Origin of the sequence: Anaeromyxobacter paludicola (assembly GCF_023169965.1) — a bacterium.
GTDB classification, from domain to species: Bacteria; Myxococcota; Myxococcia; order Myxococcales; family Anaeromyxobacteraceae; genus Anaeromyxobacter_B; species Anaeromyxobacter_B paludicola.
Genome location: NZ_AP025592.1, coordinates 261,863 through 279,256, shown reverse-complemented (window position 1 = coordinate 279,256; position 17,394 = coordinate 261,863). Strand labels below are relative to the sequence as shown.

The following is a 17,394-nucleotide window of genomic DNA, read 5'->3' as shown; positions in this document are numbered from 1 at the left end:
GGGGCAATGGCACTCGGAAAGACGATCGCGTTCCTCGGCGCCGGCAACATGGCCGAGGCCCTGGTGAAGGGGCTCCTGCGGGCCGGCACCGCCAGCCCGGAGGAGATCGTCTGCACGGTGCGCCGGCCGGCGCGGGCCGACGAGCTCCGCAAGCGCTACGGCGTCCGCACCCTCACCGACAACCGCGAGGCCGCCGCCCTGGCCGACGTGCTCGTGCTCTCGGTGAAGCCGCAGGTGATGGGGCGGCTCCTCGACGAGATCGCGCCGGCGGTCGATCCGGCCAAGCTCGTCATCTCGATCGCCGCCGGCGTCCCCATCGCGCTGATGGAGCGCAAGCTCTCCCGCGGCGTGCGCATCGTCCGGACCATGCCCAACACGCCGGCGCTGGTCGGCGCGGGGGCCACCGCGCTCGCGCGCGGCGAGCACGCCACCGACGCCGACCTCGAGGCCGCCCGGGCCCTCTTCGCCGCGGTCGGGCTCACGGTGGTGGTGGAGGAGCCGCTCCTCGACGCCTGCACCGGGCTCTCCGGCTCGGGCCCCGCCTACGTCTTCCTGATCATCGAGGCGCTCAGCGACGCGGGCGTGAAGGTGGGGCTGCCGCGCTACACCGCGCAGGCCCTGGCGGCCCAGACCGTGCTCGGCTCGGCGCAGCTCCTCATCGAGACCGGCGAGCACCCGGGCCGCCTCAAGGACCAGGTGACGAGCCCCGGCGGCACCGCCATCGCCGGCCTGCACACCCTCGAGGCGGGCGGGCTCCGGACCACGCTCATGGACGCGGTCGAGGCGGCCACGCACCGCGCCCGCGAGCTCGGCCAGAAATTCCTGGCGTCCGAGGACTGATCCGCGCGGCCCCGATTGCCCAGTCGTCCCGGAGTCCCCAGCTTTCTCGGGCGGGTTGGACCCGCGGGGAGCGGCACGATGGCTTCGGGCAAGAAGGGCCGCGGCGGCGACATGAGCGTGCGTGACGCCGGCCGGATGGGCGGCGAGGCGCGCAAGGGTCAGCTCGGGGCGGAGGGGTACTCGCAGCTCGGCAAGAAGGGCGGCGAGCGGGTGGCCCGGGAGCGCGGCGCCGAGTTCTTCAGCGCCATCGGTCACAAGGGCGGCGAGGCGCGCAAGGGTCAGCTCGGGCCGGGCGGCTACTCGGCCCTGGGCCGCATGGGCGGCGAGGCGCGCAAGGAGCAGCTCGGCCCCGGCGGCTACGCGGAGCTCGGGCACAAGGGCGGCCAGCGGGTCCGCGAGCTGATCCGCGAGGGCAAGCAGGCCGAGTCGGACGAGCCCGAGCACGGGCGCGAGTAGTCCCACGACGACGCAGGAGGCGTAGATGCCGGACAGGGAGCGCAAGGCGAGCGGGCGCGGCGGGAACATGACGGTGCGCGAGGCGGGCCGGCTCGGGGGCGAGGCGCGCAAGGAGCAGCTCGGTCCGCAGGGGTACTCGGAGCTGGGCCACAAGGGCGGGCAGCGGGTCCGGGAGCTGATCGAGGAGGCCAAGCACCAGGTCGAGCGGAAGTGATCCGCGGCGCCGCCGGCTTGCCCGCGCGGCGCCCGGGTGTAAAAAGGCGGCCATGCGCCGCCTCCTCCTCTGCGCCCTCCTCCTCGCCGCCGCCTGCGCCCCCTCGCTGAAGCTCGGGGAGGGAGATCGCCAGAAGCTCGTCGGCGAGCTCGAGGGCCGCCGCCGGTTCACGCGCGTGGCCCTCTACGTCGGCGGGTTCTTCGGCGACCGCGGCCGGCTCCTGCTCTCCGACCAGCCCTTCGGCGAGCTCGACCTCCTCGAGGAGCCGGACGGCACGGTGATCCCGCCGCCCGGCCCGGACGCGATCCTCCCGCCCGGCACGCCGGTGCGCATCCAGCGGGTCGAGTTCCCCACCGGCTGGACCGTCGCGCAGCGGATCGCGATGACGCCGCGCTACCACCCGTGGGTGGAGCTGTCGGTGAAGGGCGAGGAGCTCCCGGCCATGGTGGTGCTGCCGCAGGATCTCGCCTCGCGCGAGGAGGCGCTCGGGGAGCTCGATCGCCTGCTCGCGTCCGACGATCCCGCGCCCCGGCTCGCGGCGCTGCCGGCCGAGCAGCGCCAGGCCGTGCTCGAGAAGAGGCTCGTCGAGGGGATGGGGCAGGCGGCGGTCGAGCTGGCCTGGGGCCTGCCGGAGAAGCGCCACATCGACCGGCCGGCCCGCTCCGAGGAGTGGAGCTGGGCCTCGGGCCGCCGGCGCGCCTCGTTCAAGGAGGACCGGCTCGTGAAGTTCGAGGAGGCGAAGGCGCCGAAGGCGCCGGCGAAGCCCTAGCGGCGCTCGCGCCGGCCGCCGCGACGATCGCCGCGTCCGCCCCGCTCGTCGCGACGGGGGCCCCGCCGCGCGGCCTCCGCCGGCTGGGGGGTCACCCCGATGGCGACGCAGTGGACCGTGCCCGCCTTGAGCTGCGCCACGAGGTCGGCCTCGCTCGCGACCGGCCGGCGGAACAGGGTGGCCGCCTTCCCGAGCTCGTCGAGCGAGCCGAGCGCGCCCGAGCCGGCCACGCAGGGCAGGTTCAGGTGGTCGGCCGCCTCGATGGCGAGGTCGTTGGCGGGACCGCGCTTGCGCGCGTGCAGCCCCTCCACCGCGGCGAGCCCGTCGAGCGTGAAGATGAAGTCGCCGCACGGGCGGTCGATGGTCTTGTCGTAGGGGTGGGCCGCCACCACCGCGCCGCCGAGCGCCGTCACGCGCGCGAGCACCTCGCGCACCGGCCAGGGCGGCGTCCCGAAGAGCTGCGCCGGCGCGGGCACCTTCTCCGGCTCGGGGAAGTAGCAGAGGTAGTGGCCGTGGTCGGTCACGAGCTCGGCGCCGACGAGGCCGAGCACCCCCTCCTCCTTCGCCGCCGCCCGCGCCTCCGGGAGCGCCTCGAGGCCGTTCAGGTCGGTGAAGACCACGCCGTCGAGCCCCTCCTCCCGGGCGCGGCGCAGCACGTCGCGCACCTCGAGCGCGCAGCCCTGGGTGTGGCGGGAGTGGACGTGCAGGTCGATGAGCATGGGGGTCCCGGAGGAGGAGGGCGCGTCCAGATAACACGCGCGCCGCGGGCTTTGGAAGCGCGCGGCCCCGCCACCGCTCCGCCCGGGCGGCGCGCCGCGCGATTGGGCCGCCTCTCAGGCGAGGGCGGCCGGCTGGCGCTGCTGGCGGTCCTCGGCGGCCCGGATGAGATAGCCCATCAGCATGAGGCTGGAGGTGTTCTCGAGCACCCGCTCCGGGTCCTTGGAGATGAGGCTCGAGGAGTAGGACAGGAAGAACCTGGCGAGATCCTCTCCGGCCTCGCGCGTGATCATCGCGTTGAGCCTGGCCGGGTCCATGGTGCGGATCTGGTTGATGAAGTCGACCGCGAAGCCCTTCTTGGCGGACATCTCTCCCTCCGACCGGCGCGCGCCCGCGCCGCCCTCGCCGCTCCAATCTAGTGAGGGGCACACGCGACGGCAGCGGCCGACCCGACCCGGCGACGGTTCCGAATTTCCTGGCGATATCGACAACTTGACCTGCCCCGTTTGTTTGACATGCAGAAAATGCCTGTGCATACTTTTCGCGAAATCGCCCAAGAGTGACACGCGGGTCCGGGTCCGGCGAGGAGGGAATGGATGCAATTCACGGGCGTGAAGGTCTTCTCAGCCACCAAGGCGAAGGAGCGCGAGGATCTGGGCGAGGTCATCACGCGCTGGCTCCAGTCCAACCCGGACGTCGAGGTGCTCGACCGCGACGTGCGCCAGTCGAGCGACAACGAGTTCCACTGCCTCACCATCATCCTGTTCTACCGGCGCGCGCCCCGAGCCTAGCCGCGCGGGCGCGACCGCGCCCAGCGCCGCGCGGGCGGAAGATTCACGGGCACGCCCTCGCCGGGCGTGATACCTCCCCCGCATGAAGCTCAAGCAGCGTCCCGAGGACTTCTCGGTCACCGAGTCCTGGCGGTTCGACGACGACCCGCGCGGCGAGTGGTTCGTCTACCTGATGGACAAGCAGAAGCTCTCCACCTTCGACGCGGTGGACCGCATCTGCAAGACCCAGGGGGTCCAGCCGGCCGACGTGAGCTACTGCGGCCTGAAGGACAAGCAGGGGCGCACCACGCAGCTCCTGGCGGTCCGCCGCAAACAGGTGAGCGTGCAGGACCCCGACCTGCGGCTCAAGCCGCTCGGGCGCAGCGCCGTCCCCCTCTCCGCCGAGAACACCACCTCCAACCGCTTCGCGGTGACGGTGCGCGACCTGTCCGAGGAGGACGTGGCGCGGCTGCCGGCGTCGGTGGCCGAGGTGCAGAGCGTGGGGGTGGTGAACTACTTCGACTCCCAGCGCTTCGGCTCGCTCAAGCACGGCCAGGGCTTCATCATCAAGGACCTGATGCGCGGCGACTTCGAGCTCGCGCTCAAGAACGTCCTCGCCCATCCCTCGCCGCTCGATCAGAGCGACGACGCGCGCGTGAAGCAGTTCTGGAAGGAGCACTGGGGGGAGTGGCAGCTCAAGAACCCCTACCCCGGCGCGGAGAAGTACGCGGCGGTGATCCGCTGGATCCGGCTCCACCCCGACGACTTCCTCGGGGCCATGCTCCGCACCGAGCCGCGCTGGCGGGCCATGCAGGTCTTCGCCTACCAGAGCTGGCTCTGGAACGAGGGCGTGAAGCAGTACCTCAAGGACGTGGTGGGCATGACCCGCCTCGTCCCGGTGCGCTACCAGGCCGGCACCCTGCTCTTCCCGCAGAGCCTCGACGCCGCGCAGGCGCGCACCTTCCGCCACGCCACCTTCCCGCTGCTCGCGCCGGAGTCGCGCATCGACGACGCCCGCGTGAAGAAGGCGGCGCTGTCGGTGCTCGGGCGCGAGGAGATGACGCTCGAGAGCCTCAAGGTCCCGGGCGCGCCGCAGATCCACTTCGACCCCGAGGAGCGGCCGCTCTTCATCACCCCGGGCAAGCTGGTGGTGAGCGAGCCCTCGCGCGACGAGCTCAACAAGGGGAAGCTGCGGGTGAACGTGGCCTTCACCCTGCCGCCGGGCGCCTACGCGACGCTCACCGTGAAGCGGCTCTTCCACTGGACGCTCGCGCCGCCCGCCCTGCAGCGCGCCCGCGCCGCCGCCGCGGTCCCGCCGAAGCCGACGCCCGCGGAGCGGCACGAGGAGCGGAAGAAGACCGGCTTCCTCGCGAAGCAGCGCGAGAAGAAGGCCGCCAAGGCGGCGCACAAGAAGGCGACGGCGGGGCGGAAGGCGTAGCGGGCCGGGAGCCGCGGATCGCCCCTCCCCCGCCCTCCCCACGCAGTGGGGAGGGAGTGCCGCGAAGCGCGCGCGATACCAGCCCACCCTGCGCTCCTCTTCCCCTCTCCCGCGAAGCGGGGGAGGGACAGGGAGGGGGAGCGGTCAACTCCTCCTGGGGTCCACCCACTCGAAGACCAGCAGGTTCTCCCGGGCCGCCTCGGAGAGCCGCTCCACCACCGCCCCGAGGTCCACCTCCTCGGGCGCGTCCACCGCGAGGATGCTCGGCGGCAGCGCCGCGAGCTCGCAGCCCAGGGCCCGGAGCCGCTCGAGGTGCGGCGCGAGCTCCTCGCCGCCGAGGGCCACCCCGGGGTCGAGCGCGGCGCGGATCGTCCGGTGGCCGCTCTTGCGCTCCACCTCCTCGATCCGGATCGGGAGGTCGCCGCCCGGCGACTCGGCGTGCACCACGTCGTCGCGGGAGAGGCCGTAGGCGAGGAAGGGCGGGCGCAGCAGCCGGTACCGGTCGGAGCCGAGGGCCTCGGCCTCGATCCACTCCGTCTCGGGGTCCCCCTCGCCGGCGCCCCCTTCGACGGGCGCCGCGATCCGGACCTCCACCTCTTGCGACTCTTCGCCAGCCGTAGGGGAGCGCCTCTTCATGGCAACCAGGAGAAGGTGACAGCCCGGCGAGGCGCGCGATAGGCCCCGCTGGGGCTCGGGCGGCCGGACGCCTAGCGGGACGCCCGCCCGTCGAGGGCTTCGGCGATCGCGTCGGCCAGCCCCGCCCCGTCCGGAGCGGCCGGCTGGATGGCCACCGCGAGCCCGGCGGCGCGGGCCGCCTCGGCCGTCGTGGGCCCGATGACCGCGACCCGGGCCTCCCGGAGCAGCGCCCGCCGCTCCCCCAGCGCGGCCACCACGGCCCTCACCGCCGATGGGGAGGCGAAGGCGACCGCGTCCACCTGGCCCAGGGCGAGCGCCTCGGCGAGCGGCGCGAGCGCCTCGGGGCCGGCCGGGACCGTCCGGTAGGCCTCGGGGGCGACCACCTCGGCCCCGGCGGCGAGGAGCCCCTCCACGAGCTCCGGGCGCCCCTCGGCGGCGCGGGGCACGAGCACCGGGCAGCCGGCGACGAGCGGCGCCAGGAGCGCCACGAGGCCGCGGGCGCTCTGCTCCGGCGGGACGAGGTCGGCGGGGCGGAGGGCCTGGGCGAGCTTCCCGGCGGTGGCGCCCCCGACGGCGGCGAGGCGCACCGGCGCGAGGACCGCCACGCCGAGCCCGAGCGCGTCGAGCCGGGACCGCACCGCGGCGACGGCGTTGCCGCTCGCGAAGACGGCGAAGCGGAAGCGGCCCGCGTCGCGCAGCGCCGCGTCGAGCGGCGCGTAGGTGGCCGGCGGGGCGGTGACCACCGCCGGGGCCTCGAGCACGCGGGCCCCGAGCGCGCGCAGGCGCGCCGCGAGGGCGTCCTCGCCCTGCTTGCCGCGGGTGACCGCGACGGTGCGGCCGGCGAGCGGGAGGCCGGCCACGGCGATCACCGCCGGGGCGCGGAAAGGGCCTGCCCGAGCCCCTCGCAGGCCTTCAGGATCTCGGCGGCGCCCTTCCCGAGGAGCTCCTCGCCGAGCGCCTCGCCGAGCGCCTCGGCCGCGGCGACCGGGCCGCTGCGCTCGCCGCGGACCACCTGCGTGCCGTCCACCGAGGCCACCAGGGCCCGCAGCGACACGGTCCCGCCGGAGACCTGGGCGTGGGCGGCGATGGGCACCTGGCAGCCGCCCTCGAGCCGGCGCAGGAGGCCGCGCTCGGCGAGCACCTGGTGGCGCGTCTCGGCGTGGTCGAGCGGCGCGAGCCGGGCGAGGGTGGCGTCGTCGCCGGCGCGCGCCTCGATGGCGAGCGCGCCCTGCGCCACGGCCGGGAGCATCTCCTCGACCGGGAAGACGTAGGAGACCCGGTCGGCGAGGCCGAGCCGCTTCAGGCCGGCGTACGCCAGCACCACGGCGTCGAGCTCCCCCTCCGACTTGCGGAGCCGGGTCTCGACGTTGCCGCGCACGGTCTCGATCCGGAGGTCGGGGCGGAGCGCCTTGAGCTGGGCGGCGCGCCGCAGGCTGGCGGTGCCGACCCGGGCGCCCTGCGGCAGGTCCTCGAGCCGCCGCGCCTTGGGCGAGCAGAGCGCGTCGCGCGGGTCCTCGCGCACCGGCACGGCCGCGAGCACGAGCCCGTCGGCGAGCACCGCCGGGAGGTCCTTCATCGAGTGGACCGCCACCTGGGCGTCGCCCTGGAGCAGCGCGTCCTCGATCTCCTTCACGAAGAGCCCCTTGCCGCCGACCTGCGCGAGCGGGACCTCCAGGATGCGGTCGCCGCGGGTGCTGAGCTCGTGCAGCACCACCTCGAGGCCGGGCTCGTTCTGCCGGAGCAGGCCGGCCACGTGGTTCGCCTGCCACTTGGCCAGGGCGCTCTTGCGGGTCGCGATGCGGATCATTGCCTCTCCGAGATGGAGACCACCTGGCCGGCGTTGGCCGGGCGCGGGAGGTCGTTGGACGCGGGGTCGTTCGGGCCGTCGACGCCGAAGAGCTCGGCGGCCGCGCCCGGCAGCGTGGTGTCGCCGGTCGAGGCGGCCTGCTTCAGGCGCGCGGTGGGGACGTGCAGCAGCTTGTTCACGATGGCGCGCGCCATCGCCTCGACGCTCCGGCGGCCGCGCTCGTCGAGCCGGTCGCCGATGGCGGCGAGCGTGCGCTCGGCCTCGGCGCGGGCGATCTCCTCGGCCTGCCGCCGGAGCTGCGAGAGCACCGGCAGGGCGGCGCGGGTCTCGCGCTCCGCCGAGAAGGCCATCACCTCGGCCTCGACGATGGCCTCGGCCCGGATCGCCTCCTCGGCCCGCGCGCTCTTCGTCTGGTGGACGACCTTCTGCAGGTCGTCCATGTCGTAGGCGTAGACGTCGGTGAGCTCGGAGAGCGCCGGGTCCACGTTGCGCGGCACCGCGAGGTCGATGAAGCAGAGCGACCGGTTCTTGCGGGCCTTCATGGCCGGCTGCACCAGCGCCGGGCCGACCACGTAGGTGGGCGCGCCGGTGGAGACGATCACCACGTCGGCCTGCACGAGGAGCTGGGGCAGCTCCGCCCAGGGGCGGGCCGAGCCGCCCACCTGCTCGGCGAGGGAGAGCGCCCGCTCCGGCGAGCGGTTCGTGACCAGGATCCGGTCGGCGCCGAGCGAGGCGAGCGCCTTGGCGCTGAGGGCGCCCATCTTGCCGGCGCCGACGAGCAGGATGCCGCGCCCCTTGAGGTCGCCGAAGATCTTCTCGACCAGCTCCACCGCCACCTGCGAGACGCTCGAGGCGCCGCGGCCGATGTCGGTCTCGGTGCGGACCCGCTTGGCGGTGGCGAAGGCGCGGTTGCAGAGGCGGGAGATGAAGCCGCCGGCGGCCTGCACGCTCGAGGCGACGCCGTAGGCCTCCTTCACCTGCCCCAGGATCTGCTGCTCGCCGAGCACCATCGAGTCGAGGCTCGCCGAGACCCGGAAGAGGTGGCGGACCGCGGCCGGGCCGGCCGCCTCGTACAGGTGGTCCGCGGCGCCCGCGGAGCGGTCGAGGAAGAGCCGGCGCGCCGGCTCGACGGAGTCGCCGAGGACGTAGACCTCCATCCGGTTGCAGGTGGAGACCACCATCACCTCGGAGACGCCCGAGCGGGCCTTGAGGCCGGCCAGCGCGTCCTTGAGGTCGTCGCCCGAGAGGGACACCTTCTCGCGCACCGCGATGGGCGCGCTCTTGTGCGACAGGCCGACGAGGTACAGCTCCCTGGTGCTCACTGCGCGCTCCTCCCGGCCTCCGAGGCCTGCGCCGGCGGGTTCAGGCCGTAGTCGCGCCCGTGCTTGCTCACCGGGACGAGCCCCAGGCCGACGAAGGACGTCAGGATGATGGCGAAGCCCACCATCGAGAGCAGGGCGTAGCGGCGGCCGTGGAAGCCCGAGCGGCGCGCCTGCACCAGGGCGCCGTAGAGCAGCCAGGACACGAGCGAGAACACCTGCTTGGGATCCCACTGCCAGAAGTGGCCCCAGGCCTCGTTGGCGAGCACGGACCCGAGCACGAGCGCCACCGTGAAGACCACGAAGCCGATGCGGACGAGCCGCTGCTCGAGGGTGTCGAGTTGCGTCAGCGAGGGCAGGCGCGAGAAGAGCGCGCCGAAGCGCTTCCCCTTCACCTCGCGCTCCTGCAGCAGGTACATGAGCGCCACGCCGAAGGCGAGGGCGAAGATGGCGACGCCCAGCACCGCGATGAAGATGTGCCCGGTGAGGAGCCCGTGCTTCAGCCCCTCGGGCGGGCGCGGCGGCGCGTTGGGCGGGCCGAAGAGGGTCGGCAGCAGCGTGACCAGCACGAGCGGCGTGGCGAAGGCGCCGACGCTCGGGACCGGGTAGATGCGCTGCACGAGGAGGAAGGCGCCCGACACCAGCCAGGCGAGCATGAGGAAGCCGCCGCGCAGGGTGAGGAACTCCATCCCGCCGAACTCGCGGCAGCCGAAGCCGATGGCGACGGCGTGGACCACGAAGGCGGCGAGGAGCAGTGAGTCCGCGGCGGCGGCGGCGCGCACCCAGCGGGGCTTCGCGAAGAACGCGATGAACCCGGTGGCGGCCCCGGCGTAGAGGAGCGCGGCGATCCTGAGGATGACGAGGCTCATGGACTGTGGATTATCCCCCGAGGTCTTGGGCGAAGTCCCGCCCGGAGCGCATTCCTAGCAGGAAACGGAACGGCCGGAAAAGGGCCGCCGCGTGAAGTCGCCGGCGCGGGTCAGGAGCGGCTTGCCTCCCCCCCGGGCGTGAGTTAGGGATCGCGCGTCCAGAACGTTTCCTTCCACGTGCGAACCCATCGAGGAGCAGCGACATGGCATCGAACGACGTCGTCACCCTGCAGGACTCCACCTTCGAGGCGGAGGTGCTGAAGAGCGAGGTCCCCGTGCTGGTGGACTTCTGGGCCGTCTGGTGCGGCCCCTGCAAGGCGATCGCGCCGGCCGTGGACGAGGTCGCGTCCGAGTTCAAGGGCAAGGTGAAGGTGGCGAAGATGAACATCGACGACCACCAGGGCGTGCCCCAGCAGTTCGGCATCCGCTCCATCCCCACGCTCCTCGTCTTCAAGGGCGGGCGGGTGGTGGACACCATCGTCGGCTCGGTTCCCAAGGCCAAGATCGTCTCCGCCCTCCAGAAGGTGGTCTAGCGCCGCCGGGTCGCGGCGGTTCGACCTCAGTTCACGAACCGCCGCATCCCGACGTTCGCGAGCAGCCCCACGCCGAAGTAGACGGCGATGACCGACGACCCGCCGTAGCTCATGAGCGGCAGGGTCACCCCCACCACCGGCAGCACGCCCGTCACCATCCCCATGTTGATGAAGGCGTGCCAGAAGAGCATGGCGGTGACCCCCACCGCCACGAAGTGGCCGAAGCGCTCGCGCGCGTTCCCGGCCACGGTGAGCGCCGCGGTCACGAGCGCGTAGTAGAGCAGGAGCAGGAGCGCGCAGCCGGCGAAGCCGTGCTCCTCCGCCCAGACCGAGAAGATGAAGTCGGTGTGCTGCTCGGGGAGGAACGAGAGCAGCGTCTGGGTCCCCTGCCCCCAGCCCTTCCCGAGCGCCTGCCCCGAGCCGACCGCGATCATCGACTGCGTGGCGTGGTAGCCGGCGCCGAGCGAGTCGCCCTCCGGGTTGAGGAAGGTCTCCACCCGCTTGCGCTGGTACGGCTTGAGGTGCGGCCAGGCGAAGACCGAGCCGGCGAGGCCGACGCAGCCCACGAGCGCGAGCGTGCGCCACTTCACCTTGGCGAAGAGGATCATCGTCGCCCCCACCGCCACCACGATGAGCGCCGTGCCGAGGTCGGGCTCCTTGAGGATGAGCACCGCCGGGACCAGCGTGATGGCCATGGGGATGGCGAGCGTGAAGAGCCCGTAGCCGTCGCGCCGCTTGTCGAGGTCATAGTGGAAGTAGCGCGCCAGCGCGAGGAGCACCGCGATCTTGGCGAGCTCCGAGGGCTGGAAGTTGATGGGGCCGACCGTGAGCCAGCGCCGGGCGCCCATCACGAGCCGCCCCTTCACCAGCACGGCGAGCAGCAGGAGCACCACCCCCGCGTAGAAGACGTAGCCGACGCGCAGGAAGGTCCGGTAGTCGAGCAGCGCGATGGCGAGCGCCAGGGTGGCGCCCCCGGCCATCCACCACATCTGCGAGATCCAGACCGGCGCGTGGGCGCTGCGCGAGGCCGAGGCGAGGTTCCAGATGCCGGTCGCCGAGATGGCGAGCACCAGGAAGGCGATGTGCCACGGGAAGCGCGCGAAGGCGCGCCCCGAGGACGAGGCCGAGGGCAGCCGGCCGAGGGGCACGTCAAGCGCCACGCTTCGCTCCTTCGGAGGTCGGGGAGGCCGGGCGCGCGGGGGCGCGCCGGTCCGGGGCGGGCTTCGGGGCCGGCAGCTCGGCGGCCGGCAGCGGCGCGGGCGGCGTGGCCGGGAGCGCCGGGGCGGAGGCCGGGACCACCGCCCCGCCCGGCTGGGCCGGCGCGACCGGGACCGGCGCGAGGGCGGCCGGGCCGGTGGCCGGAGCGGGCTGCGGCGCGGCGCCCGGGATCGCCCCGGCGGGCTGTCCGGGGGCGGGCGCGACCGGGCCGCTCGCCGCGGCCACCGCCGGGGCGAGGGGCGCCGCGCCGGAGCCGGCCGGCGTGGCGGACGGCGTCGCTGCGAGCGGCGGGCCGCCGCTCGCCGCCTGCTGCGCGGCGAGGAGCTTCGCCGCCTCGTCCTGCTTCTTGAGCTCGAAGTAGTACTTCACGAGGGCGCTCGCGGTCGGGGCGGCGTTGCTGGCGCCGAAGCCGGCGTGCTCGTTCAGGACCACCACCACGATCTCCGGCGCCTCCATGGGCGCGAAGGCGGCGAACCAGGCGTGGTCGCGCTCGAAGTACCCCATCTGCCAGGCCTTGAGCCGGTGCGCGCCGAGCGCCACCACCTGGGCGGTGCCGGTCTTGCCGGCCATCTTCACGTCCTTGAGCCGCTGCGCGTAGGCCGTCCCGAACGGCTCGTTCACGGCCGCCTCGAGCCCCTTCAGCACCTCCTCGCGCGTCCCCGGCTTGAGGTTCAGCCGGCCGCGCTCGGAGGGCGGGAAGTCCTTCACCGTCTCGCCCTTGGCGTCCTCGAGCCGGAGCACCGCCTGCGGCTTCCAGACCACGCCGGAGGCGAGGGCGCCGTACATCACCACCTGCTGCATGGGCGTGACGTTCACGTCGCCCTGGCCGATGGCCAGGTTCACGCTCATGCCGTGGGCGTAGCCGCCGGGGATGTGCTTCTGGTGCCAGGCGGCGTCGGGCATGACGCCCGAGATCTCGCCGGCGAGGTCGAAGCCGGTCGGGTGGCCGAGGCCGAGCAGGTTGCCCCACTTGGCGATGCGGTCGGCGCCGAGCCGGTTGCCGAGGTCGTAGAAGAAGACGTCGCAGGAGGCCCCGAGCGCGTGCTCGAGGTCGATGGTGCCGTGCCCCTTCTCCTTGTCGCAGCGCCAGCGGTGGCCGCCGAGGAAGAAGTAGCCCGGACAGTAGACGGTGCCGCCCGGCTTGAAGACGCCCTCCTCGAGGGCGGCGATGCCGGTGACCACCTTGAACGTGGAGCCCGGGTGGTAGTGCTGCTGGATGGCGCGGAAGAGCTCGGGCTGGAGCGGGTCCTTGTGGATGGCCTCGAGCTCCTTGCGCGTGATGCGCCCGGAGAGCTTGTTCGGGTCCGGCGCCGGCCGGTCCACCAGCGCGAGGATGTAGCCGGTGCGCGGGTCCATCGCGACCACCACGCCGGCGGTCGCCGGGAAGGTCTTCTCGGCGAACTCCTGCAGCCGCCAGTCGAGCGAGAGCACCGCGTTGAGCCCCGGCTTGGAGGGCTCGAAGCGCTGGTCCTCGGGGATGAGGTCCGACTCGGGCTTGGCGTTGCCGCGAGCGTCCACCACCACGCGCTTCTTGCCGTCCACGCCGCGGAGCTCCGCCTCGAAGCGGCGCTCGAGGCCGCGGCGGCCGATGTAGTCTCCGAGCTGGTACGGGAGCGCGGAGGCGCCGGCGTCCTTCATCTCCTCGTTGAGCCGCTCCATCTCGTCGGAGCCGATCTCGTTCATGTAGCCGACGAGGTGCCCGCCGAGCGCGCCGTAGCGGTAGTTGCGGTGCGGGGTGGGCTGCACGTCCACGCCCGGCAGGTCGAGCTTGTGCGCCTCGAAGAGGTCGAGCTCCTCGCGCGTGATGTCCACCTTCACCGTGAACGGCTTGAAGCGGGCGAGGCCGCGCGACGCCGCCAGCCGCCCCTGCGCGCGCTCGAGCTCGTCCGGCTCGAAGGACAGCATCTGCCCGAGCTGGTTCACCACCTCCGGGCAGCGCCTGGCGCAGAAGTAGGGCGTGAGCGTGACGTCGTAGCTCGGCCGCGAGTCCACCAGCACGGTGTGGTTGCGGTCCACGACGAGCCCGCGGTCCGCCGGGACGCGCAGCTCCTTCACGAAGTTCTCGTCGGCCCGCTCCTTGTACTCGTCCCCGTGCAGGATCTGGAGGTGGTAGAGCCGCCCGAGGAGGACGAGGAAGGCGAGCGTGGCGAAGGCCCCCATCCAGTAGGTGCGGGGCCTGAGGGCGCGCTGCGCCGTTCCGGGCGCGGTGGGAGGGACGACGGGCATCGTTCGAGTGTCGGAACAGCAGGCGGGCGCCCCGCATTCGGCCTCGACGGCCGAAAGAGGAGCGTCAGCGGAGCAGCCCGGCCTCCTCCCTGGTGAACAGCCCGTCGAGCCAGCGCATGGCCGCCCGGATGAGCGGCGAGACCGAGGCCGTGAGCAGCGCCTCGACCAGGAGGCGCCAGACCAGCCGCCCGCCGGGGGCCGCCTCCGCCGGCACCACGAGCCGCGTCAGGAAGAGGGCGCCGAGCCCCGCCAGGAAGGCGGTGAGCCCGGAGAGCACCGCGAACGCGGTGCGGCTCCGCACCTCCACCGCCCCGGCCACCAGCCGGCAGACGAGGAAGCAGCCGACCGCCAGGAAGGTCATGAGCCCCTTGGGCGTCCCGGCGAGCAGGTCGAGCAGGTAGCCGACCGCGGCGGCGCCGATGGCCCCCTCCACGTTCCCGGCGAACAGGCCGAGGTACACGACGCAGGGCAGGACGAGGGAGATCGAGACCGCCCCGCCCCCGAGGTAGCGCAGGAGCCCGGCCTGCAGCGACGCCAGGAGGAGCGCGAAGAGGAAGGTGATGAGCGGCCTCACGGACGGGCTCCGGCGGGGCGCGGCGTCTGGGCGGCGACGCCCGGCGGGGCCGGGGAGGCCGCGCCGGCAGCCGGGACGCGGACCGGCGCGGGGGCGCGGGCCGGCGCGAGGCCGGCGGCCGGCGTGGGGCTGGCCCGCGGCGCGGGGGCGACCGCGCCCGGCGAGGCCGGCGCGGGGGTGGGGCCCGCGGCGCCCGCGGGCCCGGGCGCGGTGGCGGTGGGGCTGGCCGCGCCGGCGGGCCCGGCCGCGGCGGCCGTGGCGCTGGCGGGCGGCTGCGCCGCTGCGCCCGGCGCCGGCGTGGCGCCCGGCGCGGGGGTGGCGCCGGGGGTCGGGGGGGCGCCGGGGATGGGGCTCCCGGGCGCGCCGGCGGCGACCGGCTGCGGCGGCGGCTCGGCGCTCTCCTCGGCGCGATCGATGGGCGAGGTGATGACGAGCACCTCCTCGAGCTTGGTGAGCTCCACCGCCGGGACCACCTCCGCGTACTGGTAGAGCCCGTAGCCGGTGCGCTTCAGGTGCGTGACCCGGCCCACCGGCAGGCCGCGCGGGTAGACGCCGTCGGTGCCGGAGGTGACGAGCAGGTCGCCCTCCACCATGTCCTCGGCGCGCAGGGCGTAGTCGAGCCGGCAGCTCCAGGGCTCGCCGGTCCCGCGGACGTTGGCCCGGGCCCGCGAGCGCTCCACGCGCGAGGCGATCGAGCTGTTCCGGTCGGAGAGCACGAGGACGTCGGCGCTGGAGGCGGTGACGGCGTGCACCCGCCCCACCACCCCCTTCGCCACCACCACCGGCATCATGCGCGCGATGCCGTCGTCGGCGCCGCGGTCGATGGTGACGAGCTGCAGCCCCTTGGGATCGAGCCGGACACCGACCACCCGGGCGCCCTGGTACCGGCGCTCGGGGGAGGTCTCGGCCATGCCGAGGAGCGCGTGCAGGCGACCGTTCTCGGACCGCTCCTGCAGGAGCTGCTGGCGCTCGAGCTCGTAGAGGTCGAGCCGGCGCTGGAGCGCGTCGGCCTTCTGGTGCGCGTGCCGGAGCGCGACGTACCCGTACCAGCCGCGCTGGACGCCCGACACGGCCCAGTGGATGCCCTTCTCCACGGGGCTCGTCAGCCAGAGCAGGGTCCGGTCGAACCTGGACAGCTGCTCGGCCTGACGCCTGGCATGGGCGAAGTACACCACCAGCGGGAGCAGGAGCAGCACCGCTATGAGGAGCAGCTCACGGTACCGCTTCAACAATCCGAACACGCGATCTCCGGCGCGAGGAAGGGCAGCCCTCCGGGTCGAGGGACCACCTCATACACCCAGGCCGAACCCGTTGTCGCCATCTCGAAATTCCCTTGCATTTTAGCGCATGTTCGCTAGGGTGTTCCACCTTTCCAGGCGGCCCGGGAACCACGCGCCGCCCAGTTCAACAACCGGAGCGCGCGTTCCATGCTCGACATCCTGAGGGCGAATGCCCGCAGCGTCCTCACCTACGTCCTGTTCGGCATCATCATCGTCGTCTTCGTGGTGAGCTTCGGCCCCGGGTCCCGGGGCTGCTCGGGCGGGAGCGCGTCGGCGCCGGCGTGGGCGGCCAAGGTGAACGGCACGACCATCACCGCGGCCGACTTCGACCAGCACTACGCCCAGCTCTTCCGGCTCTACCAGGCCCGCGCCGGCCAGGCCTTCTCGCGCGAGCTCGCCGATCAGCTCGGCCTGCGCAAGGTGGCGATGGACCAGCTCGTCGAGCGCGAGCTGGTGCTGCAGCAGGCCGACGCGCACGGCGTGGCGGTGAGCGACGACGAGCTCTCGCGGGCGGTGAAGGAGAACCCCGCCTTCCAGACCGACGGCCGCTTCGACTACGACCTCTACAAGCGCGCGGTCACCAACTACTTCGGCTCGCCGGCCAAGTACGAGGAGCGGCTCCGCCGCGACCTCGCCTACGGCAAGATGCTCGCCCTGCTGCGCGAGACCTCGAAGGTGTCGGACGACGAGGTCAAGGAGGCGTGGCTGTCGGAGAGCGATCGGGTGAACCTCGAGTTCGTCCGCTTCCCCTACGCCGCGCTCAAGACCGAGCAGAAGCCGACCGACGCGCAGGCGCAGGCCTTCATGGCCGCGAACGGGCCCCGCATCGAGAAGTTCTACAAGGACAACACCGCCCGCTACGACCTCAAGAAGCGCGTCCGCGCCCGCCACATCCTCGTGAAGGCCGACGAGGCGGCCGGCAAGGCCGTGGACGAGGACGCGAAGAAGAAGGCCGACGCCATCAAGGCCCGCATCGAGAAGGGCGAGGACTTCGCCAAGGTCGCCCAGGAGACGTCCGACGACCCGGGCTCCAAGGACAGGGGCGGCGAGCTCGGGTTCTTCGGCCAGGGCGTGATGGCTAAGCCGTTCGAGGACGCGGCCTTCGGCGCCAAGCCCGGCGCGGTGGTCGGCCCCACCCGCACCCGCTTCGGCTGGCACGTGCTCCAGGTGGAGGAGGTCCAGGAGCCGAAGGTGATCCCGCTCGAGCAGGCGCGCGCCGACATCGCCCGCGAGCTGCTGCAGGGCGACCTCGCCCGCAAGGCGGCGGAGGCCCGCGCCGCCGAGGCGCTCGCCACCGCGAAGAAGACCGGCAAGCCGCTCGCCGAGCTCTTCCCGGCCGCCAAGGAGGCGAAGAGCCCGCTCGAGCAGGTGGCCGCCGAGTCGACCGGCCTGTTCGGCGCCACGGCCGCGGCGGTGCCGCGCGTCGGGCCGTCCCCCGAGCTCGAGGCGGACGCCTTCAAGGCCTCCGCCGGCCAGCTGCTGCCCAGGGTGTACGAGACGCCGCAGGGCACGGTCGTCGCCCAGGTGAAGGACCGCCAGCGGCCCGACCCGGCCCAGTTCGAGGCCCAGAAGCAGGACCTCGCCGCGCGGCTGCGCGACCGCAAGGAGTCGCAGGCCGAGCAGGCGTGGGTGAAGGCGCTCCGCGCCCAGGCCAAGGTGAAGGTCAACGACGCGTTCACGCGCGGGAACGTGCCCGCCCCGAACGTCGAGCTCGACTAGCGGCCGCAG

The 17,394-nt window shown here is 73.6% G+C and carries 19 protein-coding genes; 8 read left to right on the top strand and 11 right to left on the bottom strand.

What is annotated here, in order from left to right:
• The first annotated feature begins 6 nt into the window (after positions 1-6).
• The 4 genes from proC (at position 7) to AMPC_RS01270 (ending at position 2,279) form a co-directional block, all read left to right on the top strand.
• Positions 7-840 (top strand): pyrroline-5-carboxylate reductase, encoded by an 834-nt coding sequence (gene proC / locus AMPC_RS01285; protein WP_248343743.1) that lies wholly within the window; start codon positions 7-9, stop codon positions 838-840.
• Between the two features lie 78 nt (positions 841-918).
• A complete protein-coding gene (locus AMPC_RS01280) occupies positions 919-1,296 on the top strand; it encodes a general stress protein B (protein ID WP_248343742.1) in 378 nt (125 codons plus the stop codon).
• Positions 1,297-1,321: 25 nt separating this feature from the next.
• Positions 1,322-1,510: an Em GEA1 (EM1) gene (locus AMPC_RS01275; protein WP_248343741.1), complete on the top strand. Its 189-nt coding sequence runs from the start codon at positions 1,322-1,324 to the stop codon at positions 1,508-1,510.
• A gap of 52 nt (positions 1,511-1,562) precedes the next feature.
• Positions 1,563-2,279: a hypothetical protein gene (locus AMPC_RS01270; RefSeq protein ID WP_248343740.1), complete on the top strand. Its 717-nt coding sequence runs from the start codon at positions 1,563-1,565 to the stop codon at positions 2,277-2,279.
• Here AMPC_RS01270 and AMPC_RS01265 read toward each other — a convergent pair.
• The gene (locus AMPC_RS01265; RefSeq protein WP_248343739.1) at positions 2,276-2,998 is read right to left on the bottom strand and encodes a PHP-associated domain-containing protein; all 723 of its coding nucleotides are present in this window, start codon (positions 2,996-2,998) and stop codon (positions 2,276-2,278) included. The genes AMPC_RS01270 and AMPC_RS01265 overlap by 4 nt on opposite strands.
• 114 nt (positions 2,999-3,112) lie before the next feature.
• On the bottom strand, positions 3,113-3,364 hold the full coding sequence (locus AMPC_RS01260; protein WP_248343738.1) for a hypothetical protein: 252 nt from the start codon (positions 3,362-3,364) through the stop codon (positions 3,113-3,115).
• Between the two features lie 228 nt (positions 3,365-3,592).
• Here AMPC_RS01260 and AMPC_RS01255 point away from each other — a divergent pair, with 228 nt between their 5' ends.
• Both AMPC_RS01255 and truD read left to right on the top strand, forming a co-directional pair.
• Positions 3,593-3,787, top strand: coding sequence for a hypothetical protein (locus tag AMPC_RS01255; protein ID WP_248343737.1), 195 nt, complete (start codon positions 3,593-3,595; stop codon positions 3,785-3,787).
• An 82-nt stretch (positions 3,788-3,869) separates the two neighbouring features.
• Positions 3,870-5,204: a tRNA pseudouridine(13) synthase TruD gene (gene truD, locus AMPC_RS01250; protein ID WP_248343736.1), complete on the top strand. Its 1,335-nt coding sequence runs from the start codon at positions 3,870-3,872 to the stop codon at positions 5,202-5,204.
• 144 nt (positions 5,205-5,348) lie between these two features.
• Here truD and AMPC_RS01245 read toward each other — a convergent pair whose 3' ends face one another.
• The 5 genes from AMPC_RS01245 to AMPC_RS01225 form a co-directional block, all read right to left on the bottom strand.
• The gene (locus AMPC_RS01245) at positions 5,349-5,798 is read right to left on the bottom strand and encodes a DUF4265 domain-containing protein (protein ID WP_248343735.1); all 450 of its coding nucleotides are present in this window, start codon (positions 5,796-5,798) and stop codon (positions 5,349-5,351) included.
• A gap of 113 nt (positions 5,799-5,911) precedes the next feature.
• Positions 5,912-6,700: a uroporphyrinogen-III synthase gene (locus AMPC_RS01240; protein ID WP_248343734.1), complete on the bottom strand. Its 789-nt coding sequence runs from the start codon at positions 6,698-6,700 to the stop codon at positions 5,912-5,914.
• A 5-nt stretch (positions 6,701-6,705) separates the two neighbouring features.
• Positions 6,706-7,647: a hydroxymethylbilane synthase gene (gene hemC / locus AMPC_RS01235; RefSeq protein WP_248343733.1), complete on the bottom strand. Its 942-nt coding sequence runs from the start codon at positions 7,645-7,647 to the stop codon at positions 6,706-6,708.
• A complete protein-coding gene (gene hemA / locus AMPC_RS01230; protein WP_248343732.1) occupies positions 7,644-8,969 on the bottom strand; it encodes a glutamyl-tRNA reductase in 1,326 nt (441 codons plus the stop codon). The genes hemC and hemA overlap by 4 nt, the downstream gene beginning before the upstream one ends.
• Positions 8,966-9,835 carry a cytochrome C assembly family protein gene (locus AMPC_RS01225; RefSeq protein ID WP_248343731.1) on the bottom strand — a complete coding sequence of 290 codons (870 nt, stop codon included), beginning with the start codon at positions 9,833-9,835 and terminating at the stop codon, positions 8,966-8,968. Before AMPC_RS01225 ends, hemA begins: the two co-directional genes overlap by 4 nt.
• Before the next feature lie 203 nt (positions 9,836-10,038).
• Here AMPC_RS01225 and trxA point away from each other — a divergent pair, with 203 nt between their 5' ends.
• Positions 10,039-10,368: a thioredoxin gene (gene trxA / locus AMPC_RS01220; RefSeq protein ID WP_248343730.1), complete on the top strand. Its 330-nt coding sequence runs from the start codon at positions 10,039-10,041 to the stop codon at positions 10,366-10,368.
• 26 nt (positions 10,369-10,394) lie between these two features.
• Here the strand turns inward: trxA and rodA are convergent, their stop codons facing one another.
• The 4 genes from rodA to mreC form a co-directional block, all read right to left on the bottom strand.
• Positions 10,395-11,528, bottom strand: coding sequence for a rod shape-determining protein RodA (rodA, locus tag AMPC_RS01215; RefSeq protein ID WP_248343729.1), 1,134 nt, complete (start codon positions 11,526-11,528; stop codon positions 10,395-10,397).
• Positions 11,518-13,812 carry a penicillin-binding protein 2 gene (gene mrdA, locus AMPC_RS01205; protein ID WP_263009630.1) on the bottom strand — a complete coding sequence of 765 codons (2,295 nt, stop codon included), beginning with the start codon at positions 13,810-13,812 and terminating at the stop codon, positions 11,518-11,520. Before mrdA ends, rodA begins: the two co-directional genes overlap by 11 nt.
• Before the next feature lie 64 nt (positions 13,813-13,876).
• Entirely contained in the window at positions 13,877-14,386 is a 510-nt protein-coding gene (locus tag AMPC_RS01200) for a hypothetical protein (RefSeq protein WP_248343728.1), read from the bottom strand.
• Entirely contained in the window at positions 14,383-15,615 is a 1,233-nt protein-coding gene (gene mreC, locus AMPC_RS01195) for a rod shape-determining protein MreC (protein WP_248343727.1), read from the bottom strand. Before mreC ends, AMPC_RS01200 begins: the two co-directional genes overlap by 4 nt.
• A gap of 198 nt (positions 15,616-15,813) precedes the next feature.
• On the opposite strand from mreC, the gene AMPC_RS01190 reads away from it, so the two are divergent.
• On the top strand, positions 15,814-17,385 hold the full coding sequence (locus AMPC_RS01190; RefSeq protein WP_248343726.1) for a peptidylprolyl isomerase: 1,572 nt from the start codon (positions 15,814-15,816) through the stop codon (positions 17,383-17,385).
• Positions 17,386-17,394: the final 9 nt, after the last annotated feature.